Source organism: Streptomyces sp. NPDC014006, assembly GCF_043088925.1.
In the GTDB taxonomy this organism is placed as follows: Bacteria; Actinomycetota; Actinomycetes; order Streptomycetales; family Streptomycetaceae; genus Streptomyces.
In genome coordinates this window covers 121,621-145,511 of record NZ_JBICAJ010000001.1, presented here as the reverse complement: position 1 = coordinate 145,511, position 23,891 = coordinate 121,621, and the positions used below count along the sequence as shown (strand labels likewise).

General features: G+C 71.7%; 26 protein-coding genes, 1 tRNA gene and 1 riboswitch. Of the genes, 11 read left to right on the top strand and 16 right to left on the bottom strand.

Annotated features, from left to right (window positions below; all coding sequences use genetic code 11):
• The first annotated feature begins 147 nt into the window (after positions 1-147).
• On the top strand, positions 148-993 hold the full coding sequence (locus ACF1GV_RS00655; protein WP_391676623.1) for a helix-turn-helix domain-containing protein: 846 nt from the start codon (positions 148-150) through the stop codon (positions 991-993).
• Positions 993-1,190: a DUF397 domain-containing protein gene (locus tag ACF1GV_RS00650; RefSeq protein WP_391676622.1), complete on the top strand. Its 198-nt coding sequence runs from the start codon at positions 993-995 to the stop codon at positions 1,188-1,190. Before ACF1GV_RS00655 ends, ACF1GV_RS00650 begins: the two co-directional genes overlap by 1 nt.
• Here the strand turns inward: ACF1GV_RS00650 and ACF1GV_RS00645 are convergent.
• From ACF1GV_RS00645 to ACF1GV_RS00635, 3 genes are all read right to left on the bottom strand, one after another.
• Positions 1,167-1,982: an alpha/beta fold hydrolase gene (locus ACF1GV_RS00645; RefSeq protein ID WP_391676621.1), complete on the bottom strand. Its 816-nt coding sequence runs from the start codon at positions 1,980-1,982 to the stop codon at positions 1,167-1,169. The genes ACF1GV_RS00650 and ACF1GV_RS00645 overlap by 24 nt on opposite strands.
• 73 nt (positions 1,983-2,055) lie before the next feature.
• Positions 2,056-2,559 (bottom strand): DUF2267 domain-containing protein, encoded by a 504-nt coding sequence (locus ACF1GV_RS00640; RefSeq protein ID WP_391676619.1) that lies wholly within the window; start codon positions 2,557-2,559, stop codon positions 2,056-2,058.
• Between the two features lie 209 nt (positions 2,560-2,768).
• Positions 2,769-3,194, bottom strand: coding sequence for an Hsp20/alpha crystallin family protein (locus ACF1GV_RS00635; protein WP_391676618.1), 426 nt, complete (start codon positions 3,192-3,194; stop codon positions 2,769-2,771).
• 162 nt (positions 3,195-3,356) lie between these two features.
• Between ACF1GV_RS00635 and ACF1GV_RS00630 the strand changes: the two genes are divergently transcribed.
• Positions 3,357-3,668: a hypothetical protein gene (locus ACF1GV_RS00630; RefSeq protein WP_391676617.1), complete on the top strand. Its 312-nt coding sequence runs from the start codon at positions 3,357-3,359 to the stop codon at positions 3,666-3,668.
• A 106-nt stretch (positions 3,669-3,774) separates the two neighbouring features.
• Here the strand turns inward: ACF1GV_RS00630 and ACF1GV_RS00625 are convergent, their stop codons facing one another.
• A complete protein-coding gene (locus ACF1GV_RS00625; RefSeq protein ID WP_391676616.1) occupies positions 3,775-5,304 on the bottom strand; it encodes an MFS transporter in 1,530 nt (509 codons plus the stop codon).
• A gap of 54 nt (positions 5,305-5,358) precedes the next feature.
• Entirely contained in the window at positions 5,359-6,690 is a 1,332-nt protein-coding gene (locus ACF1GV_RS00620; RefSeq protein WP_391676614.1) for a DUF445 domain-containing protein, read from the bottom strand.
• A 218-nt stretch (positions 6,691-6,908) separates the two neighbouring features.
• On the opposite strand from ACF1GV_RS00620, the gene ACF1GV_RS00615 reads away from it, so the two are divergent.
• On the top strand, positions 6,909-8,243 hold the full coding sequence (locus ACF1GV_RS00615; protein WP_391676613.1) for an SGNH/GDSL hydrolase family protein: 1,335 nt from the start codon (positions 6,909-6,911) through the stop codon (positions 8,241-8,243).
• Positions 8,244-8,289: 46 nt separating this feature from the next.
• On the opposite strand, the gene ACF1GV_RS00610 is transcribed toward ACF1GV_RS00615, so the two are convergent.
• The 4 genes from ACF1GV_RS00610 to ACF1GV_RS00595 form a co-directional block, all read right to left on the bottom strand.
• Entirely contained in the window at positions 8,290-9,117 is an 828-nt protein-coding gene (locus ACF1GV_RS00610) for a DUF1707 domain-containing protein (protein WP_391676612.1), read from the bottom strand.
• Positions 9,118-9,149: 32 nt separating this feature from the next.
• Entirely contained in the window at positions 9,150-10,160 is a 1,011-nt protein-coding gene (locus ACF1GV_RS00605) for an ATP-binding cassette domain-containing protein (RefSeq protein ID WP_391676611.1), read from the bottom strand.
• A gap of 88 nt (positions 10,161-10,248) precedes the next feature.
• Positions 10,249-11,013, bottom strand: a complete 765-nt coding sequence (locus tag ACF1GV_RS00600; protein ID WP_391678425.1) for an ABC transporter permease — start codon at positions 11,011-11,013, stop codon at positions 10,249-10,251.
• 49 nt (positions 11,014-11,062) lie between these two features.
• Complete coding sequence (locus tag ACF1GV_RS00595; protein ID WP_391676610.1) at positions 11,063-11,863, bottom strand: ABC transporter permease; 801 nt, start codon at positions 11,861-11,863, stop codon at positions 11,063-11,065.
• Between the two features lie 1,297 nt (positions 11,864-13,160).
• Between ACF1GV_RS00595 and ACF1GV_RS00590 the strand changes: the two genes are divergently transcribed.
• Positions 13,161-15,605, top strand: coding sequence for a transglycosylase domain-containing protein (locus ACF1GV_RS00590; RefSeq protein WP_391678424.1), 2,445 nt, complete (start codon positions 13,161-13,163; stop codon positions 15,603-15,605).
• 19 nt (positions 15,606-15,624) lie between these two features.
• On the opposite strand, the gene ACF1GV_RS00585 is transcribed toward ACF1GV_RS00590, so the two are convergent.
• The 3 genes from ACF1GV_RS00585 to ACF1GV_RS00575 form a co-directional block, all read right to left on the bottom strand.
• Entirely contained in the window at positions 15,625-15,945 is a 321-nt protein-coding gene (locus ACF1GV_RS00585; protein ID WP_391676608.1) for a DMT family transporter, read from the bottom strand.
• 33 nt (positions 15,946-15,978) lie between these two features.
• Positions 15,979-16,045, bottom strand: a riboswitch (guanidine-III (ykkC-III) riboswitch).
• A 57-nt stretch (positions 16,046-16,102) separates the two neighbouring features.
• Complete coding sequence (locus ACF1GV_RS00580) at positions 16,103-16,405, bottom strand: co-chaperone GroES (RefSeq protein ID WP_202425017.1); 303 nt, start codon at positions 16,403-16,405, stop codon at positions 16,103-16,105.
• Between the two features lie 99 nt (positions 16,406-16,504).
• Positions 16,505-16,834 (bottom strand): DUF3618 domain-containing protein, encoded by a 330-nt coding sequence (locus ACF1GV_RS00575; protein ID WP_391676607.1) that lies wholly within the window; start codon positions 16,832-16,834, stop codon positions 16,505-16,507.
• 93 nt (positions 16,835-16,927) lie between these two features.
• Here ACF1GV_RS00575 and bcp point away from each other — a divergent pair, with 93 nt between their 5' ends.
• From bcp to ACF1GV_RS00545, 6 genes are all read left to right on the top strand, one after another.
• On the top strand, positions 16,928-17,395 hold the full coding sequence (gene bcp, locus ACF1GV_RS00570) for a thioredoxin-dependent thiol peroxidase (RefSeq protein ID WP_391676606.1): 468 nt from the start codon (positions 16,928-16,930) through the stop codon (positions 17,393-17,395).
• A gap of 192 nt (positions 17,396-17,587) precedes the next feature.
• Positions 17,588-18,526 carry an ABC transporter ATP-binding protein gene (locus tag ACF1GV_RS00565; RefSeq protein ID WP_391676604.1) on the top strand — a complete coding sequence of 313 codons (939 nt, stop codon included), beginning with the start codon at positions 17,588-17,590 and terminating at the stop codon, positions 18,524-18,526.
• Positions 18,523-19,374, top strand: a complete 852-nt coding sequence (locus tag ACF1GV_RS00560; RefSeq protein ID WP_391676603.1) for an ABC transporter permease — start codon at positions 18,523-18,525, stop codon at positions 19,372-19,374. Before ACF1GV_RS00565 ends, ACF1GV_RS00560 begins: the two co-directional genes overlap by 4 nt.
• Positions 19,375-19,409: 35 nt before the next feature.
• Positions 19,410-20,708, top strand: coding sequence for a sensor histidine kinase (locus ACF1GV_RS00555; RefSeq protein ID WP_391676601.1), 1,299 nt, complete (start codon positions 19,410-19,412; stop codon positions 20,706-20,708).
• Positions 20,705-21,418: a response regulator gene (locus ACF1GV_RS00550; protein WP_391676600.1), complete on the top strand. Its 714-nt coding sequence runs from the start codon at positions 20,705-20,707 to the stop codon at positions 21,416-21,418. Before ACF1GV_RS00555 ends, ACF1GV_RS00550 begins: the two co-directional genes overlap by 4 nt.
• Positions 21,419-21,500: 82 nt before the next feature.
• A tRNA-Leu gene (locus ACF1GV_RS00545) sits at positions 21,501-21,583 on the top strand.
• Positions 21,584-21,624: 41 nt separating this feature from the next.
• Here the strand turns inward: ACF1GV_RS00545 and rdgB are convergent.
• From rdgB to ACF1GV_RS00525, 4 genes are all read right to left on the bottom strand, one after another.
• Positions 21,625-22,227: an RdgB/HAM1 family non-canonical purine NTP pyrophosphatase gene (gene rdgB / locus ACF1GV_RS00540; RefSeq protein ID WP_391676598.1), complete on the bottom strand. Its 603-nt coding sequence runs from the start codon at positions 22,225-22,227 to the stop codon at positions 21,625-21,627.
• Positions 22,228-22,264: 37 nt separating this feature from the next.
• On the bottom strand, positions 22,265-22,666 hold the full coding sequence (locus ACF1GV_RS00535) for a hypothetical protein (protein ID WP_363267279.1): 402 nt from the start codon (positions 22,664-22,666) through the stop codon (positions 22,265-22,267).
• A gap of 122 nt (positions 22,667-22,788) precedes the next feature.
• Positions 22,789-23,526 carry a ribonuclease PH gene (gene rph, locus ACF1GV_RS00530; RefSeq protein ID WP_391676596.1) on the bottom strand — a complete coding sequence of 246 codons (738 nt, stop codon included), beginning with the start codon at positions 23,524-23,526 and terminating at the stop codon, positions 22,789-22,791.
• A 78-nt stretch (positions 23,527-23,604) separates the two neighbouring features.
• Positions 23,605-23,838: a PTS glucose/sucrose transporter subunit IIB gene (locus ACF1GV_RS00525; RefSeq protein ID WP_363267277.1), complete on the bottom strand. Its 234-nt coding sequence runs from the start codon at positions 23,836-23,838 to the stop codon at positions 23,605-23,607.
• Positions 23,839-23,891: the final 53 nt, after the last annotated feature.

The following is a 23,891-nucleotide window of genomic DNA, read 5'->3' as shown; positions in this document are numbered from 1 at the left end:
GAGACTTTCAAAATGAAACTCTCATCAAGAACCTGAGGGGAGCAACGGGAGCGCACTTTTCCGTGAGCGCCCCCGGCGCACACCGTCTTGCCGCGCCGCCCGGGCAGCGGGGACGATCTGTGGGAGCGACACGGAGGGCCTTTACGCATGGCAGTTGGACCCACGACTCGCAGGCGTCAGCTGGGCGCGGACTTGCGGCGTCTTCGAGAGGCCAAGGGCCTGACCCTGGAGGAGGCCGGCGCCCGCGTCGGCATCTCGAAGGCCACGCTGAGCCGCTATGAGACCAAGGAGGGAACGGTCAAGTGGCCTGCCGTGGATGCTTTGTGCCGCGAGTACGGCGCATCAGACGCGGAACGGCTCGCCCTGGTCGAGCTCGCCAAGGGCGCCAAGATTCAGGGGTGGTGGCGATCCCTGGCCGACCCCATCCCCGACTCCATGAACCTCATGCTCACACTCGAGGACGAGGTGGTCCGAGAGGACCACTACGCCTGCATGTATATCCCTGGACTGCTCCAGACACGGGCTTACGCGGAGGCGGTTCACCGCGCCTCGGACGTTCAGTGCCCGGAACGGGAAGTGCAGCACATGGTCGACATCCGCATGAAGCGGCAAGAGCTGCTCGAGCGGGAGGAACCCCCGCACATCTGGTGCGTCATCGATGAGGCAGCTCTTCGTCGCCAGGTGGGCGGCACCGACGTCATGCAGGAGCAACTACGCCATTTGCTGGTCAGCTTGGAGCGGCCACGGGTGACCGTCCAGGTCTTGCCCTTCTCAAAGGGCGCCCACGCAGCTGCCGTCGGTAGCTTCGCCGTTCTCCGAGGTCCCTCTCGTGAACTGGACGTTGTCTACGTCGATCTGCTCAGCGGCGGGCTCTTTATGGAGAAGCCGAAAGAACTGGAGCGCTATAGGTTGGCGTTCGAGTACCTCAGCGCGCAGGCACTTGACCTCGAGTCCTCGGCGGACATCATCGATCGCATAAGCAGGGAGCTCTGATGACGGCGCAGTCCACGCCTCAGTGGTTCACATCCTCCTACAGCGGCGGCAGCGGGACCGAGTGCGTGGAGTGTGCCCGCATGGAGAGCGGCACGCTCGTGCGGGACTCCAAGCTGAGTGACGGCCAGGTTCTCGCCGTTCCCGCGGAGGCATGGCGCGCCTTCATACGTTGGTCAGCCGCTGTCGGAAGTGCCTGAGGACTGCGTCGGCTGTAGGAACGCCTTGATTGCCTCGCACACCGCCCCCGGCGCATCAAGATGCACGTCATGCCCCGCCCCCACCACCACCTCCACCCGGGTCTCCGGGCGGCGGGCCTGCATCTCCTTCGCCTCCTCAGCCGGCATCGTGCCCTTCTCGCCCCGCAGGACCAGCGTCGGGCAGGTGATCCGGGACCAGTCCGACCAGTAGTTCTCCGTCGCCAGTTCCCTCACCGCTGCGATCATCGTGTCGCGGTCCACGCGCGGGTGGTAGCCGTCCTCCCGCCTCTCCAGGCCGCGTGCCCACGCCTCGTGGCCGAAGAAGGACGTCGCCGCGGAGAAGGTCGGGAACGGTACCGGCCAGCTGTCCAGCCATCGCGCGATGCCCCCCGGCAGTGACGGGTTGGCGCACGCCGGGCCCGCCTCGATCAGGGTCAGGTGGGTGACCAGGGTGGGGTGGCGGGCGGTCAGGAGGAGGGCGGTCAGGCCGCCCAGGGACTGGCCGATCAGCGTCACGGGGGGCAATCCCAAACGGTCGATCAAGGCCACCGCGTCCGCGACCGCCGCCGCGCGGGCCATGTCCGCCGGGGTGCGTGTGCTCGCGCCGTGGCCTCGGGCGTCGTAGCGGATCACTCTGTGGCCGTCGGACAGGAGGAGGGGGATCAGGTCGTCCCATTCGCCCAGGTGGCCCGCCAGGCCGTGGAGGAGGACGATCGGCGGGCCCGGGGTGTCGGCCGGGCCCTGGTCGTCGTAGGCGATGTCCGTGCCGTCCGGGGTCGTCAGGTAGCGCACACGGCAGTGTTGGCCGGACGGCCCGGCCGGCGCCAGTCGATATGTGGTCGGCGCTCGGCTCGGGCCGTCGCGCTCAGTGGTGCGGTGCCAGGTCGGCTCGGCCGAACAGCAGGGCGTAGCCCGGGGGGAGTTCGGCGAGGATGCGGGTCGTCAGGTCCTCGCCGATCAGGGGCGGCAGGACGCTCAGGACCGAGCTGACGTCCCAGCGGGCCGTCGCCGGGGTCGCGCCCTCGATGCGGGCCGCCACCGAGTCCACGAACTCCGCTGCCGTCAGGCGGCGGGTGGCCGGGATCTGGGAGGCGACCACGCAGGCCGCCTCGGGCGGGAGGGACTGCGCGAGGGACACGCGTTCCTCGCCGATCACATGGCCGCCCAGTGCCGACAGGACGATGCGGGTGACCGTCTCGGCCTCCGCTCTCGTCGGGTACTGGCCCATCTCCTTCACCGCATCGGTCAACGCCCGCCAACCGTCGTCCCCTGCCGTGGCCTTGCGGGGCATCGGCGGGGCGGGGGTCGGTGTCCTCAACGGCGTCGTGTTCGGCAGCAGTGTCGTCGTGTTCGGCACCGTCGTCGTCATGTGCGGCGTCCTCCTCCGGGTTCCCGATCGTTCGCGCGCGCCGGGCTGCGTCGAGCCGTGGCGCCCGTAACCGAATCCCCTGCCGGGCGGTTCGTACACGTCTCACATCTCAGATATGGCGTGAAACCCTCGCGTGTGAGGGTGGGTGAGGGCCGGCGCGTTGCGCGGGTCGGGGCCTCCTCCCGGCCCCGACCCGTCACCGGCCGCGCTCAGCCCTTCAGTTCCTTGTGCTGCCCGCCGCTTCCGCTGATCTGGATACGGCGCGGCTTCGCCTGTTCCGCCACCGGGATGCGCAGGGTCAGGACGCCGGCCTCGTACGACGCGTCGATGCGTTCGGTGTCGAGTGTCTCGCCGAGGAACAGCTGGCGGGTGAAGGTGCCGGTGGGCCGCTCGGCGACGAGCACCTCCGCGTCCTGCGGCGCGGGCGACCGGCGCTCGGCGCGGACGTTGAGGACGTTGCGTTCGACGTCGAGTTCGATCGACTCGGGGTCGATGCCGGGGAGGTCGAAGTGGACCAGGAAGGCGTCCCCGGACCGGTAGGCGTCCATCGCCATCGCCGTCGGGCGGGCCATGGCGCCGAAGACCTGCTGCGTGACCCTGTCGAGCTCACGGAACGGGTCGGTACGCATGAGCATCACTGGTCACTCCCTTCGATGCCTACGTGCTGTACGTGGTGCCTCATGCAGGGGCTTCACTTTTTATATAGCTCCGGGGAGGAAAGTTGACAAGGGGGGACTCAGGAACGGGTCGCTGCCGTGCCGGGTTAACCTCGGGGCAGACCGACACAGGAGGCAGGCATGGCGAAGGTTCCCAGCTCGGTGGTCGCCGCGGGCGGGCTGGTCGGCGGGTACGGCGTGGCCCGCTGGACCAAGAAGCGACAGCTCGGCGGGGCCGTACTGGCCGTCGCCGGTGCCGCCGCCGCTCAGCAGTGGCGGGCCCGCGTCGGCGGCAGGGCCGCGGGTGCGCTGACCGCCGCGTATGTCGCCGCGTTCGCCGGGTCGCACCCACTCGCCAAGAAGGTGGGCGCCTGGCCGGCCGTCTTCGGTGTCGCGGGCGCCGTCGCCCTCGCCTCCTGGGCCGTCGCCGACCGCGACACCGGCCGGCGGTAGGCGACCTGCGACCGGTAAGCAACGCCCGGCGACCCATGGCAACGCCCGGCGCCCGCGGTGACCCACCGCGGGCGCCGGCGTCACAAACCCGTCAGCGCCGTCGGCTTTACGCCGTCGCCGTCCTGGACCCCGGACGCCCCGACGCCGTACCGGCAGCACCGGCCGCGCCCGACGCCTTCTTCGCCACCGCCGTCAGCGGCTCGGCGATGTCCTCCAGCGAGCGGCGTTCCGCGTTCACCGCGAGGAACGCCGCCACCAGCCCGGCCACGCACATCAGCGCCGCGCCGATGGAGAACGCCAGCACGGTGTCGCCGACCTCGCCGGTGCCCGTGAGGTCGGCGAACAGCATGGGTCCGCTGATGCCGCCGGCGGCCGTGCCGAGGGCGTAGAAGAAGGCGATGGACATCGCCCGCGTCTCCATCGGGAAGATCTCGGACACCGTCAGGTACGCGCTGCTCGCGCCCGCCGAGGCGAAGAACAGCACCGCGCACCAGCAGGCGGTCAGGGTCGTCGCGTTCAGGTGGCCCCGGTCGAACAGCCAGGCCGTGCCGAACAGCAGGAGGCCGGACAGCAGGTAGGTGGAGGCGATCATCACCCGGCGGCCGACCGTGTCGAAGAGCTTGCCGAGCAGCAGCGGGCCGCAGAAGTTGCCGACCGCGATGACCGCGAAGTAGTAGCCGGTGTGGTCGGACGGCACGTCGAAGAACGTCGTCAGGATCGCGCCGAAGCCGAAGGTGATCGCGTTGTAGAGGAACGCCTGGCCGATGAAGAGGGCGAAGCCGAGGATCGAGCGGCGGCGGTAGCGGGCGAAGACCGTGCGGGCGATCTCCACGAACGACACGCTGCGGCGCTGGTGGATGGTGATCTCGCCCTCGGGCTCCGGCAGCCGCACGCCGCCCTCGTCCGACTCCACCTGCCGTTCGATGGAGGAGACGATCTCCTCGGCCTCCCGGTCCCGGCCGTGGATCAGCAGCCAGCGCGGGCTCTCCGGGACGTGACGCCGTACGAGGAGGATGACCAGGGCGAGGACGGCGCCGAGCGCGAAGGTCAGCCGCCAGCCGACGTCCTTGGGCAGGATCGCGGTGTTCAGCGCGAGGATCGACAGCAGGGAACCGCCGACGGCGCCCAGCCAGAAGCTGCCGTTGATCATCAGGTCGACGCGGCCGCGGTAGTTCGCCGGGATCAGCTCGTCGATCGCGGAGTTGATGGCCGCGTACTCGCCGCCGATACCGAAGCCGGTGAGGAAGCGGAAGAGGAAGAACCACCAGGCGTCGAAGGAGATCGCGGTCAGGGCGGTGGCGGCCAGATACACCGCCAGGGTGATCATGAAGAGTTTTTTACGCCCCCAGCGGTCGGTCAGGCGGCCCCAGAACAGGGCGCCGACGCAGGCACCGGCCACGTACAGGGCCGCGGCGGTGCCGGTGATCTGGCCTGAGCTGATGTCCAGCCCGCTGCCGGACTCCGACAGCCGGCTGGCGATGTTGCCGACGACGGTGACCTCGAGGCCGTCCAGGATCCAGACGGTGCCGAGGCCGATGACGATGGTCCAGTGCCAGCGGGACCACGGCAGGCGGTCGAGACGGGCGGGGATGTTCGTGGTGACGGTACGGCCGGTCTCGGCCTCCGCGGTGGTCATGGGCACCCTCCTCCTTGAGCGAACCGCTCGTTCGGGTGCCCGGCCGACGCCGCTTTACGCTCCCAGCGCCTGCGTCACGACGTAGATCAGCAGGCCGGCCAGGGAGCCCACGACGGTGCCGTTGATCCGGATGAACTGCAGGTCGCGGCCGATGTGCGCCTCGATCTTGCGGGTGGTGTGCTCGGCGTCCCAGCCCGCGACGGTGTCCGTGATGAGGGAGGTGATCTCCTTGCGGTAGGTGGTGACGACGTGCACGGCCGCGCCCTCCACCCAGCGGTCGACCTTGCCCTGCGTGGCCGGGTCGGACGCCATCCGGGCGCCGAGGGCGAGCAGGGACGAGCGCACCCGCAGTCGCAGTTGGCTGCGTTCGTCCTCCGCCGCGGATACGATCATGGAGCGGACGGCGGTCCACGCGGACGCGATCAGGTCCTGGACCTCGCCGCGGCCGAGCACCTCGCCCTTGAGCCGCTCCACCCGGGAGCGGGTGTCGGTGTCGGACTGCAGATCGCCGGCGAAGTCGGTGAGGAAGCGGTCGAGGGCGCCGCGCGCGGGGTGCGAGGGCATGTCGCGCATCTCGGCGCAGAAGCGCAGCAGTTCCTTGTAGACGCGCTCGCCGACCTTGCGGTCCACGAACCGCGGGGTCCAGCCGGGCGCGCCGCCCTGCACGGCGCCCATCACCGAGTCGCCGTGCAGCACCAGCCAGTCGTGGGCACGGCTGACGATCAGGTCGACGACGCGTTTGTGGCCGCCGTCGGCGACGACCTTCTCCAGCATCTTGCCGAGCCCTGGGCCGATCTCCTGGGCGTTCGCGCGCCGGGTGATGGCCTCGCCGACCACCGCCTGCACATCGGAGTCGCGCAGCACGGTCAGCGCACCGCGCAGGGCCGTGGACAGTTCGGCGGTCACCCGGTCCGCGTTCGCGGGTTCGGCGAGCCAGGCACCGAGCCGGCTGCCGATGCCGACGGCGCGCAGCCGCTGCCGTACGACGTCCTCGGAGAGGAAGTTCTCGCCGACGAACTCGCCGAGGGAGATGCCGAGCTGGTCCTTCTTGTTCGGGATGATCGCGGTGTGCGGGATGGGCAGGCCGAGGGGGTGGCGGAAGAGGGCGGTGACCGCGAACCAGTCGGCGAGCGCGCCGACCATGCCCGCCTCGGCGGCCGCGGCGACGTAGGCCGCCCAGGCACCCGCGCCGGAGTCGTCGGCCCACTTGGCGAGGACGTAGACGACGGCGACGAGGACGAGCAGACCGGTCGCGGTGAGTTTCATACGGCGCACGCCGCGACGGCGTTCCTCGTCGGCGGGGCCGAAGGCGGTCATGGCGCGCCTGGACGTCTCACCGGCCTTTATCTCCGTTTCCATCCGCTCCGTCCGCTCCGTCCGGTCCATCCGATCATGGTTTCTTCACCCATTGTCTCTTTCCGGATCCGTCCTGCCCTGCAGGAGCGACTCCGGGGACCGGTGAAAGGTTCCCGGCCGGACGTCGGTCCGGGGCAACGGGGGGCCGTGCGCGGTGGTTTCTTCTTCATGGCGCATCATGAAGTGATCCTTTCGGAGTACCGGGCACCCGACCCGGGCTCCCGTTGTCCGAGGAGACACATACCCCCATGGCCAGGCGTCACGGTTATGCCCTGCTCTGCGCGATCGTCGCCCTCATCACGGTCGTGTCCGTCGGCATCTATGCCGCCGTGAACGACGGCTTGCCCGGCCGGGCCCGGACGGCCTCCACGCCGTACGACTCCGCCCACCCCGCCTCCACCGGGCGGTGGGTCGGCTCCTGGTCCGCCTCGCCGTCCGGTCATGAGCCCGGTACCGACGCCAGGGGCGTGGCCGGGCGGTCGGTGCGCAACGTGGTGCACACCGGCGTCGGCGGTACGAGTGCCCGGATCACGCTGTCCAACCTCTACGGCCGGACACCGCTGACCCTGACGGACGCCACCCTCGCCGTCGCCGCCGGATCCGGCACGGCCGCGGCGCGGCCCGGCAGCATGCGGCGGCTGACGTTCGGCGGGGCCACGCGGGTGGTCGTCCCGGCCGGCGCCGAGGTGGTCAGCGACCCCGTGCGAATCGTGCTCCCACCGGACAGCGATGTGCTGGTCAGCACCTACTCCCCCACCCCGTCCGGACCCGTCACCGTCCACCGGGTGGCACGGCAGATCTCCTACGCCGCCGACGGCGACCACGCCCGCAGCGAGAGCGCCGACCCGTACACCACGCGTGTGCCGTACTGGCGCTACCTGACCGCGCTGGACGTGCTGAGCGACACCTCCGACGGCACCGTCGTCCTGCTCGGTGACTCGATCACCGACGGGTCGGGGTCGACACAGGGCGCCAACCGGCGCTGGCCGGACGTGCTCTCGGACCGGCTGCGGGCCGCCCTGCTCGACGGCCGGGACGTGCCGCGCTACGCGGTGGTCAACGCCGGTATCAGCGGCAACCGCGTGCTGGTCGACGGGGACGGCCTGTCCACGGACAACCCCAGCGCCCTGCACCGGTTCGGGCGGGACGTGCTCGGCCGCCCCGACGTGAAGGCCGTCGTCATCGACCTCGGCGTCAACGACATCCTGCGCCCGCGTACGCCCGCCGCCCCCGAGCGCATCGTCGAGGGGCTGCGCGCCCTGGTGCGGCAGGCCCACGCGCACGGGCTGAAGGTGATCGGGGCGACGCTGACGCCGTTCGGCGGGCACGCCTGGGACACCGAGGAGCGCGAGACCGCACGCCGGCAGGTCAACGCGCAGATCCGCGCGGGCCGGGTGTTCGACGCGGTGGTCGACTTCGACAAGGCGCTGCGTGATCCGTACGACCCGCGGCGACTGCGGGCGGAGTACGACTGCGGGGACCACCTGCATCCCAGCGACCGGGGGTACCGGCGCATGGCGGAGGTGTTCGACCTGCGGGAGCTGACGGGCGGGGCCGCCGCGGTGCGGCGGGCTGCGGCCTGACCACGAGGCGCCTCGGTCCCGTCGGCGCCCGAGCCCGGCCGGACGCCTAGTAGTCCCCGTGCCTCCTGCGCTCCCGGTCCTCCCGGCGCTCCTCCCGCCGTTCCTCCCGGCGCCGGCGGTGCAGGTCGCGGTGGTCGTCGCGCAGGCGGCGGTGGGCCTCGCGGACGTCCTCGTGGAAGCCCGACTGGATCTCGCGGAGCGTCTTCCCGCGGTCCAGCTTCTCGCGGCGGCGCTCCTCCTTCAGGCGCAGCCGCTCCGCGCGGGGCAGCTTGCGTTCGACGCCGACTCCGCCCCAGAAGGCGAAGCCGGTGACGATCACGCGGGGGCCGCCGGGGTCGCCCACGACGTCGGCCTCCGTCTGGTCGAAGCCGCCCATGACGCCGATGCCGCGGACGACGACCTCGACGCCGGGCGGTACGACGATGTTCACACCGCCCATGATCGCCACGCAGTTGATCACGACCTCGCGGTCCGCGAACACAGCGTCACGCAGGTCCAGTTCGCCGCCGCCCCAGAAGGCCACGCAGTCCATGCGGCGCGGCACCGTCCAGCGGCCCTTGCGCTGAAAACCGGACATGACGGCCACGGCCCACTGCGAGGAGCCGTCGCCGCCGACGATCCGGTCCCGCCAACCCCCGCTCTCCTGCGGCTCCTTGATCAGGGAGACCGCCGGGGCCGGCGCGCCCGCGGCCGGCAGGTCACGGGTGATCGGGGCCAGTTGGCCGTAGGTGCGCGCCTGGTACGTCGCGTCGAGCCGTTCTTCGAACTCGGCCATGTCCAGGCGCCCTTCGGCGAGGGCGTCCCGCAGGATCTCGGCGACCCGCTCGCGATCGGCATCGGACGCGCGAAGGTCCGGGACTGCGTCGTCGGTCATGCCAGCAGCCTACGAGAACCACCGGTCGGCGGCTACGAAACCGACTCCTCGGCCGGACGGGGCGGCTGCCCGGCGGGACGGGACGGCTGCTCCGCGTACATCCGCGCGATCACGGCCTCGATGTCCGGCTCGCGCACCGACAGATCCACCAGCGGGTACCGCGTCGCGAGCCGGGCCACCAGCGGCGCCGCCGACTCCGACGCCGGGAACGCCAGCCACTGGCGCGGGCCCTCGACCCGTACCACCCGGGCGGGGGCGGGCGCGTCGATCGGCGGGAGTTCGCGTTCCAGGTCGATCACGAGCGTGCGCTCGCTCTCGCCCGCCTCGTGCAGTCCGGCGAGCGGGCCGTCGTACATCAGACGGCCGTGGTCGATGACCATGACCCGGGAGCACAGTTGCTCGATGTCCTGCAAGTCGTGCGTGGTCAGCAGGACCGTCGTGCCGCGTTCGGCGTTCAGGTCCCGCAGGAAGGCGCGGACCTTCGCCTTCGACACGACGTCCAGGCCGATCGTCGGCTCGTCCAGGTACAGCACCTCGGGGTCGTGCAGCAGCGCCGCCGCGATGTCGCCGCGCATCCGCTGGCCCAGTGACAGCTGGCGGACCGGCACGTCCAGCAGCTCACCCAGCTCGAGCAGTTCGACGCAGCGTTCGAGGTTCTCCCGGTAACGGGCGTCCGGCACCCGGTACATGCGGTGCACCAGCCGGTAGGAGTCGATGAGCGGCAGGTCCCACCACAGCGTCGTGCGCTGCCCGAACACCACGCCGATGCGGTGCGCGAGCCGGGTGCGTTCGCGGGAGGGGTCGATGCCGGCGACGCGCAGCCGGCCCCCGCTCGGGGTGAGGATGCCGGTCAGCATCTTGATCGTGGTCGACTTCCCGGCGCCGTTCGGGCCGATGTAGCCGACCATCTCGCCGCGCGCGACGGTGAAGGACAGCGCGTCGACGGCCCGCACCTGCCGCCGCTCCCGCCGCAGGAACCCGGTCCTGCGGCGGACGTCGAAGACCTTCTCCACCCGGTCGACCTCGATGAACGGATCGGTCATGCCCCACTCCACTCCCTGCGCTCCGCCACGACGGCCGCCTCCGCGTGCTCCGGTACGCCCGTAAGCTCCCCGTGCTCCGCCACACCCCTCAGCTCCCCGTGCTCCGGTAGGCCCGCAGCCCCGCCCGCCAGGCGGCCGCGGCCAGGGCGCAGCACGCCACCGCGACCAGCGGCGGCGCGAACGCCACCCAGCGGGGCAGGTCCAGCGGCATCGGCAGCCCGAGGACGTACGCCGCCGGCACCCAGTTCACGAACGCCAGCGGCAGCACGAACACCACCCCGCGCACCAGCTCCGTGCCGAACACCGTCGGCGGATACTGCAACAGCGTCGTCCCGCCGTAGGTGAAGGCGTTCTGCACCTCCGAGGCGTCCTGCGCCACGAACTGGAAGGCCGCGCCCGCCACGAACACCGCGCAGAAGATCACCCAGCCGCTGAGCAGCATCACCGGCATCAGCACCAGCCGCGACGGTGTCCAGTCGATGTCCAGCCGCAGCAGCGCCCAGCCCAGCACCAACGCGCCCTGGGTGACCCGGCCCAGCCGGCGCAGGCCGAAGCGGTCGGCGGCGATCTGCGCCAGCACCGGCGCGGGACGCACCAACAGGATGTCGAGGGTGCCGTCGCGCACGCGCCGGCCGAGCCGGTCCATCGAGCCGATCGCGAGGTCGGCCCCGCCGAAGGCGACGGAGGAGGCGCCGTAGAGGAAGGCGACCTGAGTGAGCGAGTAGCCGCCGAGGGCGTCGACGCGGGAGAACATCAGCAGGATCGCGACGAAGTCCAAGCCGGTCAGCGCGAAGTTGCCGAGCGTGGTCAGCGCGAAGGAGGTGCGGTAGGCGAGAGTGGAGCGGATCCACATCGCGGCGACCAGCCGGTACGCCCGCGCCGCCGCTCTCACACGGCCCGTCTCAGCCACCTTGGACCACCACCCTGCGGGTCGCCACCGACTGCACGACCCGTCCGGCCGCGAGCAGCGCCACGGCCCAGCCGGCCTGGAAGGCGTACGTCGGCCACGGGTCGGCGTGTCCCAGCAGCACGTCGGCCGGGGCCTGGAGCAGCGACGACCACGGCAGTGCGCGCATGACGTCGCCGAGCGCGCCCGGGAACAGGTTCAGCGGCAGCATCATGCCGGAGCAGAAGGTGCCGGTGATCATCAGCATCTGCAGCACGCCGGTGCCGTCCAGCAGCCAGAACGCGGTGAGCGCGATCAGGTAGCGGATGCCGAAGCCGACCACCATCGCCAGCGCGACGGCGACGAGGAAGGCGACCCAGGTCGCGGCGTGCGTGGGCAGGGCCACCGGGAAGAACAGCGCGCCGAAGGTGAAAGGAATCACGCCGCGGCCGAGCAGCTGGAAACAGGCCCGGCCCAGATCGGCGGCCAGCCACCACAGCTGCAGGTCGGCCGGGCGGTACAGGTCGATGGCGATGTCGCCGGTGCGGATACGCTCCATCAGCTCGTCCTCGACACCCCCGCCGCCGAGCGCGAGGGTGGACAACAGCGCCTGACCGAGCCACACATACGTCGTCGCCTGGGCCTGGTCGTAGCCGCCGAGGTGTGGTTTTTCGTCCCACAGGGCCAAGTAGGTGTATACCAAGATCAACCCGAAGACGGTGTTCGTGAACACTCCGGCGACCGTGGCCGCCCGATACGTCGCGTACCGTCTGAAACCGCCCACCGCGACGGCCGTGTACAACCGCCCCGCTCCCACGCCGACGACCTCCCGGCTCGTCCCGGCACCGAAGCGCAGGAGCCTAGTGCGTGTCCGCCGCGGTCCGCCACGCGTTTTCCGGCCGGAGGCGGAGCGGGGCGGGGCCCCCGGGAACGGAACGCCCGCTGCGAGAGTCTTCAATGGGGGCGCCGGCGGCGTAAGTGGGCGCTGACGGCGCATGTGAGCGCCGGCAGGCGTAGTAGGCCGTACGAGAACGTACGACGCGAAACAGGAGTCCGTGCACGAGATGAGCGACGAGCCGCAGCAGCCGAACCCGGGCTCGGCGAAGCAGGAGCCCGGGCCGGGCGCCGACCCCAAGGCCGCCCGAGCCGCCAGGGCCGCGCGTGCGGCGGCGGCCGCGAGGGCGGCGGGGGCCGACCCGGCCGACGGGACCGCGGGGGCCGGGCGGGACGCCGACGGCGGGGCCGGACGGGCCCCCGGCACGCAGGCCGACGCGGCCGGGCGGGCCGACGGCGCTGGGCAGGCCGCCAAGGGCGCCGGAGGCGCCGGGGTTGGGCGGGCTGCCAAGGCGGTCGGAGGCTCCGGGGCCGGGCAGGCCGCCGACGCCGCGCGGACCGCCGAGGGCACCGGAGCCGGACAGGGCGCCGAGGGCGCACGTACCGCGCAGGGCACCGAGGCCGGACAGGCCCACGAAGTCGGGGGCTCCAGCAAGAGCACCGCAGTCGGACCGGTCTCCGGCGCGCGGGCCGCCAGGGCAGCCAAGGCCGGGCGGGACACCGCGCCCGCACCCGACGGCGACTCCGACACCACCCAGGTCCTCCGCGCCGTCGGCACCGGGCGGCAGCCCAAGGGGACGCGTGCCCCGGGCGGCGCACAGACTCCGGCAGCCGAGTCCGCCACGGCGGGACCGGCCACCGGCGACACGCAGGCCGCAGGCAAGGCGACCGGCGGCGCAGGCCGTCACCCCCGGGCCACGCGGTCCGCGTCGCGGGGCGCAGGCGCCGTGTCGGCTGGAAGCGCCGCAGGCGCCGCCGTATCGTCCCCGGGCGCAGCAGAGGCCGTACCGCCCGCGAGTGCGGCCGGCGGCGTACCGCCCGCGAGCGCTGCGGGCGCCATGTCCTCCCCGCGCGCCACCGGTTCCGCCCGTGGAGCCGCAACCACCCGCGGTGCCCGCAGCGCACCCAGCACCGCAACCACCCAGTTCACCGCCCCGGCCGCCGCGGCAGCCCAGGCCGGCGCCACCGCGCACGCGGCCGGAACCGGCGGGGCCCCGCACTCCCCCGCGTCCACGCGAGCCGCCGCCGGAGCCACCGGCCCCGCTGCGGCCACCGCGGCCATGCAGGCCACCGGCGCCGGAGGGGCAGGCGGGACCGGCGGCGACGGGGGGACCGGCGGCGGAGGAGGCTCCGGCGACGGCGGCAAGAAGGGCAAGCGGCCCCGCCGTACCGGATGGCGACGGCTGTTCCCGACCTGGCGGATGCTGCTCGGCACCTTCGTCATCGGTGTGCTGCTCGTGGCCGGGGCCTTCTTCCTCGGGTACTCCATGGTGAAGATCCCCTCGGCGAACGCGGTCGCGACGAAGCAGGCCAACGTGTACCTGTACGCCGACGGCAGCGAGATCGCCCGCGACGGCGACGTCAACCGGGAGAGCGTCTCCCTCGCCCAGGTCTCCAAGGCCGCACAGCACTCCGTGCTCGCCGCCGAGGACCGCGACTTCTACACCGAGTCGGCCGTCGACCCCAAGGCCATGGTCCGCGCCGCCTGGAACACCGCCACCGGCAAGGGCAAGCAGTCCGGCTCCACGATCACCCAGCAGTACGTGAAGAACTACTACCTGGGCCAGGAACAGACCGTCACCCGCAAGGTGAAGGAGTTCTTCATCGCGATCAAGCTCGACCGCGAGACGAGCAAGGACCGCATCCTCGAGGGCTACCTCAACACCAGCTTCTTCGGCCGCAACGCCTACGGCATCCAGGCCGCCGCCCGCGCCTACTACGGCGTCGACGCCGTCGACCTGGACGCCGCCCAGGGCGCCTACCTCGCCTCCCTGCTCAACGCCCCCAGCGAGTACGACGTCGTCGCCCACCCGGAGAACCGCCGGGCCGCCGAGGCCCGCTGGAACTACGTCCTGGACGGCATGGTCAAGAAGGGCTGGCTGCCCCAGGCCGAGCGGACCGGGATGAAGTTCCCCGCGCCGAAGCAGGCCACCGCCCCCACCAGCATGTCCGGCCAGCGCGGCTACATCGTCGACGCCATCAAGGACTACCTGCGCGACAACAAGATCCTCGACCCCGACGACCTGGAGCGCGGCGGCTACCGCATCACCACCACCCTGCAGAAGGACAAGCAGGACGCCTTCGTCGAAGCCGTCAACGACAAACTGATCAGCAAGCTCGACAAGAAGAACAACAAGGCCGACCGGTACGTCCGGGCCGGCGGCGCCTCCGTCGACCCGAAGACCGGCAAGGTCGTCGCCATGTACGGCGGCATCGACTACGTCAAGCAGTTCACCAACGGCGCCACCCGCGGGGACTTCCAGGTCGGCTCCACCTTCAAGCCGTTCGTGTTCACCTCGGCCGTGGAGAACGGCGCCACCACCCAGGACGGCCGCCCCATCACCCCGAACACCATCTACGACGGCACCAACAAGCGGCCCGTCCAGGGCTGGGACGGCGACGGCTACGCCCCCGAGAACGAGGACCAGCGCTCCTACGGCCCCATCACCGTCCGCGAGGCCACCGACAAGTCCGTCAACGCCGTGTACGCGCAGATGGCCGTCGACGCCGGCCCCGCCAAGGTCAAGCAGACGGCGATCGACCTCGGCCTGCCCACGGACACCAAGGAGCTCTACGCCTCACCGTCGATCGCACTCGGCGTGGCCAACGCCAGCGTGCTGGACATGGCCGAGGCCTACGCCACGCTCGCCAACCACGGCAAGCACGGCACGTACACCCTGATCGACAAGATCACCAAGGACGGCGAGACCGTCCCGCTGCCCTCGCGGCAGACCCGCCAGGCCGTCAGCCGCGAGGCCGCCGACACCACCACGGCGATCCTGCAGAGCGTCGTCGACAACGGCACCGCGACCGCCGCGCAGGCCGCCGACCGCCCCGCCGCGGGCAAGACCGGCACCGCCGAGAAGGACACCGCCGCCTGGTTCGCCGGATACACCCCTGATCTCGCCACCGTCGTGTCGGTGATGGGACAGGACCCGGACACCGCCGCGCACAAGCCGCTGTACGGCGCGCTGGGCCTCGACCGCATCAACGGCGGCGGCGCGCCCACCGAGATCTGGGCGCAGTACACCAAGGACGCGCTGAAGGACACGCCCGTCAGCGACTTCGACCTGGAACTGCAGGACGGCGCGGACACCCCGCAGGCCCCGCCCAGCGACCCCGGCCAGGACCAGACCGGCACGGTCGGCGGCACCGACGGCGGCGGAGGCGGCGACACCGGCACGACCGGCGGCCAGGGCACCCAGGGTCAGCTCCAGGGGCAGACGCAGGGCCAGACCGGCGGCACCCCGACCACCGGCGGGACGGGCACCAACGGCGGCACGACCGGCGGCACCCCGACCACGGGCGGCACCGGCACCACCGGCGGCACGACGGGCGGAACGCCGACCACCGGCGGCACCGGCACCACCGGCAGCGGAGGCACCACCGGCGGCCAGGGCACCACGGGCGACACCACAGGCGGCGGGGGAACCGCCACCGGCGGGGGCACCGACGGCGGGGGCGGCACGGACACCGGGACGACCAACGGCGGCACGTTCCCCTAGCCGGGGCGCGCCGGCCCGTTCAGTGGCCGGACGTCGCCTTCAGCCCCACGACGGCGACGAGCAGCAGACAGATGAAGAAGATCCGGGCGGCGGTGGCCGGCTCACCGAGCACCACCATGCCGAGCACCGCCGCACCGGCCGCACCGATGCCCACCCACACGCCGTAGGCCGTACCGATGGGCAGGGAACGCGCGGCGTACGACAGCAGCACCATGCTCGCGACGATGCCGGCACCAGTGAACACGCTCGGCCACAGCCGGGTGAAGCCCTCGGTGTACTTCATCCCGACCGACCAGCCGACCTCGAGCAGACCGGCGACGACAAGCAGAACCCAGGCCATGACAGCACCTCCGGAAGATCACTTCTGAACGGGGGTGCGTCGTCTTTGCGATGAGCCCGGTACGGCGCGTCTCGTCGGGCGGTCTCCTTCGAAGGTAGCAAAGGGCGGCACAAAGGGGCTGGTGACCATGGTCACCAGCCCCTTCAGGACCGTCAGGTCACAGATACAGACCCGTGGAGTCCTCCGAGCCCTCGAACCGGTCGGCGGCCACCGCGTGCAGATCGCGCTCGCGCATCAGCACGTACGCGATGCCGCGCACCTCGACCTCCGCCCGGTCCTCCGGGTCGTACAGGACCCGGTCGCCCGGCTCCACGGTCCGCACGTTCTGCCCCACCGCGACGACCTCCGCCCAGGCCAGCCGGCGGCCGACCGCCGCCGTGGCCGGGATCAGGATGCCGCCGCCGGAACGCCGCTCGCCCTCGCTGGTGTCCTGCCGCACGAGGACGCGGTCGTGCAGCATGCGGATGGGCAGCTTGTCGTCGTGGGTGCTGTCGTTTCTGTTGGCGCTCACGCCACTGAACCTACCTGCCTGAACCGGATGCCTACGCGGGTGGGTGGGTCAGCCCCTGCGGCGCCGGGTGCTCAGCGTGAGCAGACCGACGATGCCGACCACGGCCAGGGCGACGGGCACCACGCGCTCCAGCCGGGGCGCTCCCTCCTCGTCCGTGAACTGCGCCTTCACCTCCGTGACCACCCGGTTGACCTGGACATATGCCCGGCCCACCGTGTGGTCGAGGTTGGCGACGACCTTGGCCTTCGCGTCCCCGACGATCGTCTTCGGGTGCACCCGCACCCCGATCTCGTCCAGCGTCGCGGCCAGCACCTGACGACGGTGCCTGATGTCCGCCTCGATCTGCGCCGGGGTTCTCGTGTCCGACGTGTCCGCCACCGTACGGCCTCCGAAGTAAGAGGATGCTGTTCTGGACAGTCTGTCAGTTCCTGGTCCCGCCGCACTGTCAGGACCCCCGGTTACGCTAGTCCGATGAGCGAGCGACTCCAGCCGGGGGACGTGGCCCCCGCCTTCACCCTGCCCGACGCCGACGGCAACGAGGTGTCCCTGGCGGACCACAAGGGCCGCAAGACCATCGTCTACTTCTACCCCGCCGCGCTGACGCCGGGCTGCACGAAGCAGGCGTGCGACTTCACGGACAATCTGTCGCTGCTGGCCGGCGCGGGCTACGACGTGATCGGCATCTCCCCCGACAAGCCGGAGAAGCTGGCGAAGTTCCGCGAGCAGGAGTCCCTGAAGGTGACCCTCCTCGCCGACCCCGACAAGAAGGTCCTTCAGGCGTACGGCGCCTTCGGCGAGAAGAAGCTCTACGGCAAGACGGTCGTCGGCGTCATCCGCTCGACGGTCGTCGTCGACGAGGACGGCAAGGTCGAACGCGCCCTGTACAACGTGAAGGCGACGGGCCACGTAGCCAAGATCATCAAGGACCTCGGCATCTGAGGAACGCCTCAGCAGCGCAGCGCCCCGCCCGGGTGGATGTTCCCGGCGGGGCGTCGCTGTCGTAGTACCGCGGTACCAGCCGCCCGCCACTGTTCAGCCCCCGGTATCACCGGATCGGGCAGATCACCGACCTACCGTGAGGGGAGGCGTCAGGCGTTCTTCGGGCGCCGGAGTCCGAGAGAGAGAACGCGAATGATCGAGGCACAGCAGCTCACCAAGAAGTACGGGGAGAAAACAGCCGTCGACGCTCTGGACTTCACCGTGAAGCCGGGCACGGTCACCGGCTTCCTGGGACCCAACGGTGCGGGCAAGTCCACGACGATGCGCATGATCGTCGGACTGGACGCGCCGACCGACGGCTCCGTCACGGTGAACGGACAGCGCTACGCCCGCCACCGGGCGCCGCTCCAGGAGGTCGGGGCGCTGCTGGAGGCGAAGTCGGTCCACCCGGGCCGCTCGGCCCGCAACCACCTCCGGGCGCTCGCGCTGACCCACGGCATTCCGCGCCGCCGGGTCGACGAGGTCGTCGAACTCGCCGGTCTCGGCAGCGTCGCGGACAAGCGGGCCGGCGCCTTCTCCCTCGGCATGGGCCAGCGGCTCGGCATCGCCGCCGCCCTGCTCGGCGACCCGCGGACGGTGATGCTCGACGAGCCCGTCAACGGCCTGGACCCCGAGGGCGTCCTCTGGATCCGCAACCTGCTCACCGCCCTCGCGGCCGAGGGGCGCACGGTCTTCGTCTCCTCGCATCTGATGAGCGAGGTGGCACTCGTGGCCGATCACCTGATCATCGTCGGGCGGGGACGGCTGCTGGCCGACACGACCGTGCAGGACCTGGTCCGCGAAGCCGGCGGCGACACCGTACGCGTCGCGACCGACGACCCCGCGCGGCTGCGGGACGTGCTGGCCGGACCGGGTGTGGAGATCACCGGTCGCATCGGCTCCGAGGAACTGCAGGTCACCGGAATGTCCGCCCGCGAGATCGGCCTGAAGGCCGCCGAGCACGCCATCCCCCTGTTCGAGCTGGCCACGAAGGCGGTGTCGCTGGAGGCGGCGTTCATGGAACTGACCCGTGACGCCGTCGAGTACCACGGCACCACCACCGGCACCGAGACCTCCGGGAGCGCTGCATGAGCACCCTCACGGCAACCCCCGAAACCCCCGAGACCGCCCCGGCGGCTCCCGCCCGGCCCGTGTACCGGGTGACCGGACGGCGCGTGCTGTCCTCCGAGTGGTCCAAGCTCTGGTCCCTGCGCTCCACCTGGATCACCCTCGGCCTGGGCCTGCTGTTCCTCGTGGCCTTCGGCGTCATCGCCGCGAGCCACTACAAGTCCAGCCTCGGCTCCGGCCGGCCCATGGACCGCGACTTCGCCACCGCGACGGCCGCGAGCCTGTCCCTGTTCGGCACGAACTTCGCCCAGCTCGCCCTCGGTGTGCTCGGCGTACTGGTCACGGCCGGCGAGTACTCCACCGGCATGATCCGCTCGACCCTGGCCGCGGTGCCGCGCCGGCTGCCCGTGCTCTGGTCCAAGGCGGCGGTGTACGGCCTGGTCGCGCTGGTGGTCGCGACCGTCGGCGCGTTCGTCGCCTTCCTGGTCGGCAGCCGTATCGTCTCCGGCACCCCCGCGGCCATGGGCTTCGGCCACGCCGGCGTCGTCCGCAGCCTGCTCGGCGCCGGGCTCTACCTGGGCCTGGTCGGCGTGATCGGCACCGCCCTGGGCGCGCTGCTGCGGTCGGTGGCCGGCGGCATCTCGGTGCTGGTGGCCGCCCTCATGCTCGTGCCGGGGCTGGTGTCCCTGCTGCCGAGCTCCTGGCAAGGTGACATCTCCCCCTACCTCCCGAGCAACGCGGGAGAGTCGGTCTTCGCCCTGACCCACGACGCGACCACCCTGTCACCGGGCGAGGGGCTGCTGGTCTTCCTCGGCTGGACGGCGCTCGCGCTGGCCGGAGCGGCGTACCGGCTGCTGCGCAGCGACGTCTGAGCGGCAGCGGCCCGCATCATGGTCCGGTGCCCACCATGACCACCGAAGAGCTCAGCGGGTTGGGACCGCTGGTCGCCCGGCTGGGCCGGGCCGGCCAGCGGCTCCGGCATGCCGACCGGGCCCGTCCGTGGGTCCTGGACACGGCGGTGGTGGTCGTGGTCTTCCTGCTGTTCTGCCTGCCCGACCTGCTGCACGCGGTCGGCGTGATCGGCGGGGACGGCGACGGCGACGGCCCGCACCGCTTCCGCCTGGCGTTCACCCGGCTGCCCGTGGCGGGCATGCCGGCGCTGCAGGCCGGGCTGGTGGTGCCGCTGCTGTGGCGGCGCCGCGCGCCCGCCGCGGCCTTCGGCGCCGTCACGGCCGTGTTCGTCCTGCAGTGGTCCCTCGGCGCGCTGCTGCGTGCGGATGTCGCCCTCTTCGTCGCCCTGTACAGCCTCGCCCTGCACGGGCGGCTGCGGCAGCTGCCGTGGGCGTGCGCCGTCGCAGCGGGTGCGCTGAGTCTGGTCGCGGCCCGGGTGTCGGTGGCGATGTCGGTGTGGGACGCACTGTTCTTCCTGCTCAGCACGGCCACCGCGGCGGTGGCGCTCGCCTTGGTGATCCGTATCCGGCGGGCCCAGCTGGCCGGGCTGCGCGACCGTGCGACGCGGCTGGAGATCGAACGCGACCAGCGCGACAGGCTCGCCGTCGCCTCCGAACGGGCCCGCGTGGCCCGGGAGATGCACGACATCGTCGGCCACAACCTGTCCGTCATCATCACCCTCGCCGACGCGGGAGCCTATGCCACCGGCGCCGCTCCGGAACGGGGCAAGGAGGCGCTGCGCCTCATCGGCGACACCGGCCGTCAGGCCCTGAGCGAACTGCGCCGGGTGCTGGGCGTACTGCGCGAGGCGGACGGATCGGCGGCCCGGCCCGAGCTGAGCCCGCAACCCGCTCTCAGTGACATCGACGCGTTGTGCGAGGCAGTGCGCGCCGCCGGCCTGGAGGTCGTCTACCGTACGGCCGGAGATATCGACGCCCTCGACAGCGGGGTGCAGCTGACGGTGTACCGCATCGTGCAGGAGGCCCTGACGAACGCCCTGAAACACGCCGGCGCCGGCGCCCGTGCGAACCTGGCGATCGTCGTGGAGGACGCACGGCTGACCATCACCGTCCAGGACTCCGGCCCGCCCGCCCCGGCCGGCCGTCCCCGCGCGGCGAACGAGGAAGGACACGGCCTGGTGGGCATGCGAGAGCGAGCGGCGCTGTACGGAGGGCAGGTCAGCGCGAGTCCCGCGGGCGCCGGCTGGGCTGTACGGGCCGACCTCGACCTCACGCCCCGGGACGGTGCCCGGTGACCACCGTGCTCATCGTGGACGACCAGCCGCTGCAGCGGTACGGCTTCCGGATGCTCCTGGACTCGGTGCCGGAGACGGAGGTGATCGGCGAGGCCGCGCACGGGGCGGAAGCGGTGCGCAAGGCCGCCGAACTGCGGCCCGACGTCGTCCTCATGGACGTACGCATGCCCGGCATGGACGGCATCGAGGCCACCCGCCGGATCGTCGCCGCCGGCGACCGCTCCCGCGTCCTCGTCCTGACCACCTTCGACATCGACGAGTACGTGTACGCGGCGCTGCGATCCGGGGCCAGCGGCTTCCTCCTCAAGGACGCCCGTCCCGAGGAACTCCTCGCGGGCATCCGCGCGGTGGCCTCGGGAGACGCCGTGATCGCCCCCGCCCTCACCCGGCGCCTGCTGCAGGAGTTCGCCCGCCTCGTCCCACCCGCCGGCGAGGACTCCGCCCAGGACCCGCGCCTGGCCTCCCTCACCGACCGCGAGCGCGAGATCCTCGTCGCGATCGGCAAGGGCTGGAGCAACGGCGAGATCGCCGGTCGTTTCGTCCTCGCGGAGTCCACGGTGAAAACCCACGTCGGCCGTGTCCTGTCCAAGATCGGCGCCCGCGACCGCATCCAGGCGGTGATCTTCGCGTACGACCAGGGCCTGGCCCGCCCGCAGGGAGGCACCGTGCAAGCGTCGCGGCCCCGGCGGGGTCGGCGAGACGCTCCCTGATCCACGGCCACGATGAGGCCGGCACCCGGTGCCGAGGCGGAAAACGAAACGGTGCGCACCCCCGGTAGCATGGGCGCCACGCGCGGCCGTTGCTGAATGGTATAAGCAGAGGTTTTAGGTGCCTCGGGGCATTTGCCCATGTGGGTTCGACTCCCATCGGCCGCACCCCCGTGAGGGGCCGCCCACTCGGGCGGCCCCTTCGTCATTCAGCCCAACAGCTCCCGCACCACCGGCACCAGCGCCCTGAACGCCTTCCCCCGGTGGCTGATCGCGTTCTTCTCGGCGGCCGTCAGTTCCGCGCAGGTGCGGGTCTCGCCGTCCGGCTGGAGGATCGGGTCGTAGCCGAAGCCGCCCGTGCCGGCGGGGTGTCGGCGCAGTACGCCCCGCAGTTGGCCCTCGACGACCCGCTCCGTGCCGTCGGGCAGTGCGAGCGCCGCCGCGCAGGCGAAGTGGGCTCCGCGGTGTCCGTCGGCGATGTCGGAGAGCTGGGCGAGGAGGAGGTGGAGGTTGGCCTGGTCGTCGCCGTGGCGGCCGGCCCAGCGGGCGGAGAAGATGCCGGGGGCGCCGTTCATGACGTCGACGCAGAGGCCGGAGTCGTCGGCGACGGCCGGCAGGCCGGTGGCCTGGGCGAGGGCGTGGGCCTTGAGCAGGGCGTTCTCGGCGAAGGTGACGCCGGTTTCCTTGACGTCGGGGATGTCGGGGTAGGCGTCCGCGCCGACGAGCTCGTGGGGCAGCCCGGCTTCGGTGAGGATGGCCTGCAGCTCGGTGATCTTTCCGGCGTTGCGGGTGGCGAGGATCAAGCGGGTCATGCCGTTCAGTATCCCGGCCGTCTCCGCCGACGCGCTCTCACGGTGTGCACACCTTGGTGAGTTCGCCTGCCGCGTCGGTGACGGGGGTGAGGTCGGGGGTGTTGTCGCCGTTCTTCACGGCGGCTCGGACGTTGTCGACGGCTTTGCGGAGGTCGTCGACGGCCTTGTTGAGGTCGGTGTTGTCGGTGCGGTCGCCGATCTGGTCGAGGTTCTTGTCGATGGCGGCGAGGGCCTGGTCGGTCTGTGTGGGGTCGTTCGCGGCGTTCTCGACGGCCTGTTGGAGGTCGGTGACGCTGTCGGCGATGGAGTCGGCGGTCTGGACGCAGTCGAGGGCCTTGCCGACGGCGTCGCACCCGGTGGTGAGGCCGGCGGTGAGGGCGACGGCGGCGATGGCCCCGGCGATGGTCGTGGTGATGCGGCGGCCTCGGCTCGCGGCCATGTGCGGTGTCCCTCCCCTGGTGGCCTCCCCGGCCCCCGTACGTGCTTGCGTGTCGGTATCCGTTCTGACGCGATGGCGGGCGGCTCGGTTGCCCGGGCCGCCCGCCTTTCTTGGCGCGTCTTTTACTTTTCGACGGTGATGTCGAGCGCGGCGCGCTGGAGTGCGGCGAGTTCGGTGCAGCCGGCGACGGCAAGGTCGAGGAGGGCGTCGAGTTCGTCGCGGGCGAACGGCTCTGCTTCGGCGGTGCCCTGGACTTCGACGAAGCGGCCGTCGCCGGTGCAGACGACGTTCATGTCGGTGTCGGCGCGCACGTCCTCTTCGTAGGCGAGGTCGAGCATGGGGACACCGCCGATGATGCCGACGGAGACGGCGCTGACGGTGCCGGTGAGGGGCTGGCGGCCGGGCTTGACGAGTTTCTTGCCCTGGGCCCAGCCGATGGCGTCGGCCAGTGCGACGAAGGCGCCGGTGATGGCGGCGGTACGGGTGCCGCCGTCGGCTTGGAGGACGTCGCAGTCGAGGACGATGGTGTTCTCGCCGAGGGCCTTGTAGTCGATGACGGAGCGCAGGGAGCGGCCGATGAGGCGGCTGATCTCGTGGGTGCGGCCGCCGATGCGGCCCTTGACGGACTCGCGGTCGCCGCGGGTGTTGGTGGCGCGGGGCAGCATGGCGTACTCGGCGGTGACCCAGCCCTCGCCGCTGCCCTTGCGCCAGCGGGGGACGCCTTCGGTGACGGAGGCGGTGCACAGGACCTTGGTGTCGCCGAAGGAGACCAGGACGGAGCCTTCGGCGTGCTTGCTCCAGGCCCGTTCGATGGTGACGGGGCGGAGTTGTTCGGGGGTGCGGCCGTCGATGCGAGACATGGCGTTGAGCCTATCCGGAGCGGCGCGAGGGGCTCCCCCCGTGTGGGGAGGAGCCCCTCGATGGGTGACCGGCTTCGGTCACATCATGTCTTCGATCTCCGCGGCGATCGGGTCGGCGTCGGTGCCGATGACGACCTGGATGGCGGTGCCCATCTTGACGACGCCGTGGGCGCCGGCGGCCTTCAGGGCGGCTTCGTCGATCTTCGAGGCGTCGTGCACCTCGGTACGGAGGCGGGTGATGCAGCCTTCGATCTCGTCGATGTTGTCGATGCCGCCGAGCCCGGCGACGATCTTCTCTGCCTTGCTGGCCATGTTCCGTCTCCCTGAACTACCTGATCCGAACCGCTATATCGCAGTAACCCACA